Origin of the sequence: Clostridium aquiflavi (assembly GCF_031344075.1) — a bacterium.
GTDB lineage: Bacteria > Bacillota > Clostridia > Clostridiales > Clostridiaceae > Clostridium > Clostridium aquiflavi.
On sequence record NZ_JAVJAN010000066.1, the window covers coordinates 1 to 9,145 of the forward strand.

The 9,145-nt window shown below is 28.4% G+C and carries 9 protein-coding genes and 2 riboswitches; of the genes, 5 read left to right on the forward strand and 4 right to left on the reverse strand.

What is annotated here, in order from left to right; all coding sequences use genetic code 11:
• Window positions 1-430 precede the first annotated feature (430 nt).
• From RGC78_RS15370 to RGC78_RS15390, 5 genes are read left to right on the forward strand one after another with little or no spacing between them, the layout of a single operon-like run.
• The gene (locus RGC78_RS15370) at window positions 431-970 is read left to right on the forward strand and encodes a helix-turn-helix domain-containing protein (protein WP_252212522.1); all 540 of its coding nucleotides are present in this window, start codon (window positions 431-433) and stop codon (window positions 968-970) included.
• A 21-nt stretch (window positions 971-991) separates the two neighbouring features.
• Window positions 992-2,044, forward strand: a complete 1,053-nt coding sequence (gene potA / locus RGC78_RS15375; RefSeq protein ID WP_286673970.1) for a spermidine/putrescine ABC transporter ATP-binding protein — start codon at window positions 992-994, stop codon at window positions 2,042-2,044.
• Entirely contained in the window at window positions 2,037-2,879 is an 843-nt protein-coding gene (locus RGC78_RS15380) for an ABC transporter permease (protein WP_252212523.1), read from the forward strand. Before potA ends, RGC78_RS15380 begins: the two co-directional genes overlap by 8 nt.
• A complete protein-coding gene (locus RGC78_RS15385; RefSeq protein ID WP_252212524.1) occupies window positions 2,873-3,673 on the forward strand; it encodes an ABC transporter permease in 801 nt (266 codons plus the stop codon). The genes RGC78_RS15380 and RGC78_RS15385 overlap by 7 nt, the downstream gene beginning before the upstream one ends.
• The gene (locus tag RGC78_RS15390; RefSeq protein ID WP_252212525.1) at window positions 3,660-4,724 is read left to right on the forward strand and encodes an ABC transporter substrate-binding protein; all 1,065 of its coding nucleotides are present in this window, start codon (window positions 3,660-3,662) and stop codon (window positions 4,722-4,724) included. Before RGC78_RS15385 ends, RGC78_RS15390 begins: the two co-directional genes overlap by 14 nt.
• Window positions 4,725-4,817: 93 nt before the next feature.
• Here RGC78_RS15390 and ndk read toward each other — a convergent pair whose 3' ends face one another.
• The 4 genes from ndk to RGC78_RS15410 form a co-directional block, all read right to left on the reverse strand.
• Window positions 4,818-5,237 carry a nucleoside-diphosphate kinase gene (gene ndk, locus RGC78_RS15395; RefSeq protein WP_003370585.1) on the reverse strand — a complete coding sequence of 140 codons (420 nt, stop codon included), beginning with the start codon at window positions 5,235-5,237 and terminating at the stop codon, window positions 4,818-4,820.
• 258 nt (window positions 5,238-5,495) lie between these two features.
• Window positions 5,496-6,923: an alanine/glycine:cation symporter family protein gene (locus tag RGC78_RS15400; RefSeq protein ID WP_309556916.1), complete on the reverse strand. Its 1,428-nt coding sequence runs from the start codon at window positions 6,921-6,923 to the stop codon at window positions 5,496-5,498.
• Between the two features lie 72 nt (window positions 6,924-6,995).
• Window positions 6,996-7,080, reverse strand: a riboswitch (glycine riboswitch).
• A gap of 2 nt (window positions 7,081-7,082) precedes the next feature.
• A riboswitch (glycine riboswitch) is annotated at window positions 7,083-7,166 on the reverse strand.
• Window positions 7,167-7,424: 258 nt separating this feature from the next.
• Window positions 7,425-7,865, reverse strand: coding sequence for a GNAT family N-acetyltransferase (locus tag RGC78_RS15405; RefSeq protein WP_252225574.1), 441 nt, complete (start codon window positions 7,863-7,865; stop codon window positions 7,425-7,427).
• Between the two features lie 115 nt (window positions 7,866-7,980).
• Window positions 7,981-8,718: a phosphatase gene (locus RGC78_RS15410; protein WP_252212528.1), complete on the reverse strand. Its 738-nt coding sequence runs from the start codon at window positions 8,716-8,718 to the stop codon at window positions 7,981-7,983.
• Between the last annotated feature and the right edge of the window lie 427 nt (window positions 8,719-9,145).

Below are 9,145 nucleotides of genomic sequence, written 5' to 3' on the forward strand. Positions count from 1 at the left end.
TTGTAATTGGACTTTGAGAATCCTTAATGAGTATTGTCATATTTACTGCTTGTCTCAATTTTATATTGGGAGCAAGCTAAAATGGGACTATACTCATTTTAGTATTCCTAAGTTTAATTGCTCAGTCCACTTTGCTTATGCATATATCAACACGCTGCTAAAGCATAGCCTTATTTTTTAATTTTTATATAAAAAAGTAAATTTTTTTTCTACACCTTAGTATATGTATACTTAAATTTACATAATACTAAACACATTCTTTAATAATAAGTAAAATAAATGGTTAAAAGAATAAATATTTTCTTTTTTTACTAAAAAAATGTTGATTTTTACCTCTAAAATTTATATAATATCATTGTTTGTTTAGTAATTTTAAACTTAAGGTTTAGTAAAAGTGAGTATATTATATATTCGACGGTAGGTGTATATTGTGCAAATTGGAGAAAAGATTCGTGTATTAAGAATGGAAAAACAATTAACCCAGGAAGAATTGGCAAATAGGTGTGAGTTATCTAAGGGATTTATATCTCAACTTGAAAATGATTTAACTTCTCCCTCAATTGCTACTTTAATGGACATATTAGAAATTTTAGGAACGAATTTAAATGAGTTTTTTAGTGAAACAAAAGAAGAACAAGTTATATTTAGCAATGATGATATGTTTAAAACAGATGATGAAGAGTTAAAATATTCGTTAATGTGGCTAGTCCCTAATGCTCAAAAGAATGCTATGGAACCAATTATGATTGCTATTGAGCCAGGTGGACAATATATTGAGGAAGAACCACATGACGGTGAAGAATTTGGCTATGTATTATCTGGAAGTATTTATCTACATTTGGGAAAAAGAAAACTAAAAGTTAAAAAGAATGAAAGCTTTTACTTTAAACCAAAGGTTAATCATTATATTTCTAACGCTGGTAGAACACCAGCAAAAGTTATTTGGATAAGTACTCCACCATCATTTTAAATTTTAGAGAGAGGTGCTTTTTTGGTGAGCGATAATATAATTAAATTAAATAACATAAGTAAATCTTACGGTGAACAAAAAATATTAGATAATTTATCTTTGACTATTAGAAAAAATGAATTTTTAACATTATTAGGACCTAGCGGTTGTGGTAAAACAACTACCCTAAAAATAATTGCTGGTTTTGAAACAGCGGATACTGGAGAAGTCTTATTTAAAAATGAAGATATATCTAATCTTCCACCTTACAAAAGACAAGTAAATACCGTATTCCAAAAGTATGCATTATTTCCTCATATGAATGTATACGAAAATATCGCTTTTGGGCTTAAATTAAAAAAACTCCCTAAAGATCAAATAAGAAAAAGTGTTAAAGAGATCCTTGAGCTTGTTGCATTAAAAGGATTTGAAAAAAGAAGTATTACTTCATTAAGTGGTGGACAACAACAAAGAGTTGCAATAGCAAGAGCTTTAGTTAACAAACCTGAAGTATTACTTCTTGATGAACCTTTAGGTGCATTGGATTTAAAACTGAGAAAAGAAATGCAAATAGAATTAAAGAAAATACAACAAGAAGTTGGTATTACATTTATCTTCGTAACTCATGATCAAGAAGAGGCCTTAACTATGTCTGATACTATAATTGTTATGAATAAAGGTGTTATTCAACAAATGGGCAGTCCTGAGGATATTTATAACGAACCTGCTAATGCTTTTGTTGCAGATTTCATTGGTGAAAGCAATATTTTAACCGGAATAATGATTGATGATTTTAAAGTTGAATTTTGCAACAAGAGATTTGACTGCGTTGACAAAGGTTTTGAAAAAATAGAAAGTATTGATGTAGTAATAAGACCTGAAGATATAAAAATAGTTGAAGCTGAAAAAGGAATGCTTAAAGGTATTGTAAAATCTATAATGTTCAAAGGAGTTCATTATGAAATGCAAGTGGACGTAGATGATTTTACATTCATTCTTCACAACACAAAATCTGTAGATGTTGATAATGAAATTGGATTAGACATACATCCTGAAGATATACATATTATGAAAAAGAGTGATGACAATGCGTAAAAAAAATACTTCAATCTTAGCATATCCTTATTTTGTATGGAGTGCACTATTTATAGTTGTTCCTTTAATTATAGTTTTATTTTTTAGCTTTACTACAAAAAACAACTCAGGTTATTCATTTTCTTTGGAAAATTATAATAATTTATTTAATTCTCAATACTTATATATATTTAAACAGTCTATAATATTAGCCTTTGAATCAACTATAGCTTGTTTAATTATTGGATACCCTGTTTCATATATAATTTCAAAAATAAATTTAGATAAAAGAAATTTTTTAATAATGTTATTTATTTTGCCCATGTGGATGAATTTTTTATTAAGAACTTATGCTTGGGTACCTATCTTAGGAAAAACAGGTTTAATAAATCTTTTGCTTAGTAAACTAGGTATAGGACCTATTTCTTTTCTTTATAATGATGGTGCTGTTTTACTAGGAATGATTTATAACTTCTTACCATTTATGGTTCTTCCTATTTATACAATATTAATAAAGATGGATCAGGATTTAATAAATGCTGCACATGATTTAGGTGCAAATAGATTTAAAGTTTTTACAAAAGTTGTGTTACCACTTAGCATGCCTGGAATAATTTCTGGGGTCACTATGGTATTTATGCCTGCTGTTTCTACCTTTGTAATCTCAAGATTATTAGGTGGAGGTCAATATATGTTGATTGGAAACGTCATTGAGCAACAATTTACAACCATGGGTGATTGGAATTTTGGATCTGCCATTTCAATATTAATGATGATAATTATATTAATATTTATGGGTATTACTTCTAGATTCGAAAATGATGACAGCAAAGAAGGTGGTGGACAATTATGGTAAGTAGATTAGAGAATTTTATTAAAAAATCCTATTTAGTTATTATATTTTTATTCTTATATACTCCTATCATCACTTTGATGGTATTTTCATTTAATAAATCAAAAACCATGGGAAGATGGACTGGCTTTACACTTAAATGGTATAAGGAATTATTTGGTAATGAAAGACTTATGTCTGCACTTTATTATACTTTATTAATTGCTGTTATAGCCTCAATTATAGCCACTATAGTTGGTACAATAAGTGCAATTGGTATACATAAAATTAAAGGCAAAAAAAAGTCTCTTATTTTAAATGTTAATTATTTACCTGTTTTAAACCCAGATATAGTTACAGGTATTGCACTTATGTCTATGTTTATATTTATTAATTTAAAATTTGGATTTATTACTATGTTATTAGCGCATATTACATTTGATCTTCCTTATGTAATTCTTTCAGTTCTTCCAAAATTAAAACAGTTACCTGAAAATACTGTAGAAGCTGCGGAAGATTTAGGTGCTACTCCACTATATGCTATTAGAAAAGTTATACTACCTCAAATAAAGCCTGGTATAATTTCAGGATTTCTTATGGCCTTTACAATGTCAATAGATGATTTTGTTATAAGTTTCTTTACAACAGGTCCTGGAGTTACTAATTTATCTATAGAAATTTATTCTATGGCTAGAAGAGGCATTAAGCCAGAAATTAATGCTCTTTCAACATTAATGTTCTTGACTGTTTTGACTTTATTAATAATAGTAAATAAGAAGCAAAATCTTACAAGGGGTGAACAATTTGAAAAAATTTAAAATATTCAGTGCTTTAGCATTAACAAGTTTATTGACTATAAGTCTTTTTTCTGGATGTTCTGATAAAAATGTAGGACAAAATGGTACAGTTTATTTTTATAATTGTGGTGATTATATTGATGAAGATTTATTAGCTAAATTTCAAGATGAAACTGGTATTAAAGTTGAATACTCCACTTATGATACAAACGAAATAATGTATCAAAAATTAAAAAGCAGCCCAGGTAGTTACGATCTAGTAATACCTTCTGATTATATGATTGAAAAAATGACAAAAGAAGATATGATTGAAGAATTAGATTTTAATAACATACCAAATTATAAGTATATAGATGATCGCTATAAAAATTTATCTTATGATCCAAATAACAAATGCTCTGTTCCTTATATGTGGGGTACTATAGGAATAATATATAACCCTGATTTAGTTACAGAACCTGTTAATAGTTGGGATATATTATGGAATGAAAAATATAATAATAAACAAATAATAATGTTTGATTCAATGAGAGATACTCTTGCTATTGGATTAAAGAAACTTGGATATTCTATAAACAGTAGAAATCCTGATGAAATAAATGCTGCTACTGAAGAGTTAGTGAAACAAAAGCAATCAATTTCACCACTTTATTATGTAGATGAAGTTAAAGATAAAATGATAAGTGAAGAGGCTATTATGGCAACTGTTTGGTCTGGAGATGCTGCTTATATAAGATCAGAGAATCCTAAATTAGAGTACGTTATTCCTGAAGAAGGAGCTAATAAATGGTTTGATGGTATGGTTGTTCCCAAAAGTGCTCCAAATAAAGAAAATGCTGAAAAATTAATCAACTTTCTATGCGATCCTGAAAATGCAAAACAAAATGTTGATTACATAGGATATTCAACACCTAATAAAGGTGCTTATGATATGTTAGAAGATCCTGTTAAAGATGACAAAGGCATTTATCCATCAAAAGAAGTTCTAGATAAATGTGAAATTTTTACTGATTTAGGTGATTCATTAAAATTATATGATGATGCTTGGATGAAAATCAAAACAGCTAAATAATAAAAAATCCTTAGATAAATTTTACTTTATCTAAGGATTTCTTTATTATAAGGCACGTTCAAATAAATAACTAGTTAGTATGCTAGTTTATTTTTATATACCTAAATTAACTTCTGGAAACCACAATTTTAATTCTGATTCTGCACTCTCTGCATTATCTGATGCATGAACACAGTTTTCAGTCTTGCTTCTAGCATATCTATGTCTTATAGTTCCTTCTTCAGCATCATCAGGACTTGTTGCCCCATTTATTTTTCTAACCTTATTTATTGCATCTTCTCCAGTTAAAATCATAGCACATAATGGACTTCCAGTTATAAATTCTATTAATTCTTCATAAAAGTTTTTTCCCTTATGTTGTGAATAATGTTGTTCTGCTATCTCTCTTGTTGCTTTCATCATTTTTATTTCAACGACTTTTAAGCCATTAGCTTCATAGCAACTAATAATATTACCTATTATATTTCTTTTTACTCCATCTGGTTTGATTAAGACCATAGTTTTTTCACTCATATTGATACCCTCCTTTTATGCTACATAATTATTATATGCATTATAATAATTATTATATACCTTTTCACAAGGTTTACATACCTTATGTTATAATATACTATAACATATTATAACATAAGGGAGTGTGTTTATGAAAAGGTATTCTATAAAAATTTCTGGTAGAGTTCAAGAGGTGAGTTTAGATATCTTTCTCATTTAATATTTATATAAAACAAAGGAGCTATCTTTCAGATAACTCCTTTAAACATTAAAACTATATTAAGCTACTACTTCTTCAATTGAATCTTTTGCTTTAATTTCTTCAAAGAATTTTTCAGTCTCTTTAATTACAACTTTTCTAAGACCTATTAATGCTATTAAATTAGGGAACGCCATACAACCATTAACTATATCTGCTATTATAAATATTAGTTCCAATGGTAAGAATGGTCCTATAGCAACTAATATTATATAAACTATTCTATATGGCATAATTGATTTAATACCCAATAAATATTGAATACATTTTTCACCATAATAATTCCATCCAAGAATAGTTGTAAATGCAAAGAATATTAATCCTATGTTAACAATATATTTTCCTAAAATTGCAATTGGTAATCCTATTTCAAATGCTGCTGATGTAAGACCAGCCCCTTCTATTGTTGCACCAACTTCAAATATCCCAGTAGATCCACTTGTTATTACTATTGCAAGACCTGTCATTGTACAAACAATTATTGTATCAAAAAAAGTACCTGTCATTGATATTAATCCTTGTTTAGCTGGTGAATTTGTCTTTGCTGCTGCTGCTGCTATTGGTGCACTACCAAGGCCTGATTCATTAGAGAATACACCTCTGGCTATACCATTTCTTATAGCCATTGTAACTGTAATACCTAAAACGCCACCGCCTATAGCTTGTGTATTAAAAGCACTTTCAAATATTAATCTTATTGCACTAGGAACAGCTGTATAATTAAATGCAAGAACTAATAGTGCTCCAATTATATATGCTACAGCCATAAATGGCACAAGAGTTTCTGAAACTTTAGATATTCTCTTTATTCCACCTAAAGTTACTAATGCTACTAACGCTGTTACAATTACTGCTGTTACAATTAACGGTATATTGAAATTAGCTGCTGCTGCTGCTATTGAATTTACTTGACCAAAAGTTCCAATTCCAAAAAATGCAACTCCAACACCAAAGAATGCAAATAATTTTGCAAGCCACTTTAATCCAAGACCATTTTGTATATAATACATTGGTCCTCCACACATTTCTCCATTTTCATCTACTTCTCTATATTTTATAGCAAGTAAACCTTCTGCATACTTTGTTGCCATTCCCAAAAATGCTGCTATCCACATCCAAAGCAATGCTCCAGGTCCTCCAGCTTTTATTGCTGTAGCAACTCCAACTATATTTCCTGTTCCTATAGTAGCTGATAAAGCTGTACATAAAGCTGCGAAACTAGATACATCTCCTTGTGCATCTTCATCTTTAGCTTCTTCATCTTTTCCAAAAACAAATTTTAAAGCCATAGGTAATTTGAATACTTGAAGTAATTTAAGACGAAAAGTTAGGTATAGACCTGTTCCAACTAAAAGAATTAGTAATGGTGGTCCCCAGATAATGCTGTCTATTTTTTCAAAAAAACTTTGAACTCCAGCTGTTGATAATAAGAAATTTGATAATAACATAAAAAAATCCCCCTTAATTTTTGATTATGGAGGAGAATAAGAATTAACTCAAAATGAGTTTAATAATCCTATCCCCTGTCCTTTTACCTGAGAGTTTCAGCAAATAAAATTTGCCTTGCTCCTTCGGTGCTCATATAACTATGAGTCTCTCCAGAGGCTCGTCCAGTAGCGGTCCTAATACCTGAAAGATTTCCCTCTTCGGTGTATTATTATAAATAATAATAACTCTCCCACTACCTTCGTCCGAACGTTCTATAAATTTGTTACTTAATTATATATTCATTTTTAAATTAATGCAAGTATTTTTTAACTTTTTAATATATATAATATACATTTAATATATTTAGTGCTGTTTTTTTTATTATTTAATTTTTATTTTATAATAATACGAACATTATCATTCTGATTCAAAATAAAGTTTACCATTTCTAATAATTAATTATAAAATAAGATAGGAAAATATCCAATTTCACATTTTCCTATCTTACAAAAAAATTTAGTTTAATTTTGAATTTTTTTTGACATTATGCACAAAGAATTAGTTTCTTTAAAATCATGTTTTAAATAAAAATTCTTTAAATTATTATTTTGAGTTGATAAAAACATAAAATCTACACCCAATTTCTTTACTTTACTTTCAGCACTATTAATTAATTTACTTCCAATGCTTTTTCCTTGAATTCTCTTTGAAACAAATACTTCTTTTATATTAAATTGTCTTCCTTCAAACCACTCTTCGCAATTTCCAAAAAGTGCTCCAAAAATTTCATTATTTTCAGTATACTTAACCCCTATAAAATTAGGAGATTTATATATATCATGCAATCTTCTATATGCACTTTCTATAGTCCAATTATCATTCCATGGTTCTTCATTGAATGCTTCTATAAAAATCTTTGCACATTCTTCTATATCACTCTCATTAATTCTCAATATTTCCATATAAACTTCCCCCTTTTTTCCCAATTATACGAATTAATATATTTAAAATGTTGATATATACAACAAGCAAAATGGCATTGTATATATCAACATTTTGCTAAAACATATATTCGATTTATATTTCTAAATCACTTAACTTTCCTTTTTTCTTTAGTCTTAATATTAATTCTTCTGGAATACTATTAATTATAAGCTCTTCTGGAAAATCTATTTCTTTCAGTATTTCAATTGCTTCTGTAAATTCCCCTATTTTAGTACAAAAATGTGCATCACTATTTAAAACTAATTTAGCACCATATTTTTTACATAATAAAGCTACTTCCTTGCAATTTTTTTTACTTCCAACTCTTGATGTTGTAAAAGAACTATTATTTATTTCAACTAAAACATCATTTTCAAAAGCACATTTTACTACTTTTTCAAAATCTATTGGCACTTGTGGGTTTCCAATATGACCTATTATATCAATTTTTCCACCTTTTATTGCATTTATAAATGCATTTGTATTTTCTTCCTTACTTCCAACCTTATATACTTCTGGTTGTGGATGAATACTACCGATAACTATATCTACCTTATCTAGTGTATAGTCATCCATGTCTAAATTCCCTTCATAATCTCTTATATTAGCTTCTACACCATAAAGCATAGTTACTCCATACATTTCTCTTGGTAGTACTTTATAATTATGAAAATACCAAATATGAGGAGAATTTGGCATTGTTACTCCATGTTCCGTTGTACCTAAAACTTTTATTCCTTTTTCTGAAGCTGCTTTAGCATTCTCCATCAAAGTAGAATACGCATGACCACTAACCAATGTATGCGTATGTACATCTAATGCATATTTCATCAAAATCCCTCTTTTCATCTATTGTTTTTCTATCCATTTATTATCATACTATCATAATTGAAATATAAATTAAACTTTTTAAACATTTACATGTTAAATATTTTATTTTTATACCAAATTATGTTATGATCTAACTTCTTTAAAGGTATTAATATTTATGATATGATGTAACTAATTAAATTAAGGCTCTGTTTTAAATGCGTGTTGATATATGCAATAGGTAAAGTGGCATTGTAATTGGACTTTGAGAATCCTTAAGTGAGAACCTAAATTTTATATTTAGCTTTTCGAACTTACTCAGCGAAGTCGAGTTTCATTTTGATAATCACATTTACTGCTTGTCGCAATTTTATATTGGGAGCAAGCTAAAATGGGACTATACTCATTTTAGCATTCCTAAGTTCAATTACTCAGCCCACTTTGCTTA

What these genes read in the sequence shown, in the direction of transcription:
- RGC78_RS15380 (WP_252212523.1), top strand. Translation starts at nt 2,037, where the DNA reads ATGCGTAAAAAAAATACTTCAATCTTAGCATATCCTTATTTTGTATGG.
- RGC78_RS15385 (WP_252212524.1), top strand. Translation starts at nt 2,873, where the DNA reads ATGGTAAGTAGATTAGAGAATTTTATTAAAAAATCCTATTTAGTTATT.
- ndk (WP_003370585.1), bottom strand. Translation starts at nt 5,237, where the DNA reads ATGAGTGAAAAAACTATGGTCTTAATCAAACCAGATGGAGTAAAAAGA.
- RGC78_RS15400 (WP_309556916.1), bottom strand. Translation starts at nt 6,923, where the DNA reads ATGTTATTATCAAATTTCTTATTATCAACAGCTGGAGTTCAAAGTTTT.
- RGC78_RS15405 (WP_252225574.1), bottom strand. Translation starts at nt 7,865, where the DNA reads ATGGAAATATTGAGAATTAATGAGAGTGATATAGAAGAATGTGCAAAG.
- RGC78_RS15410 (WP_252212528.1), bottom strand. Translation starts at nt 8,718, where the DNA reads ATGAAATATGCATTAGATGTACATACGCATACATTGGTTAGTGGTCAT.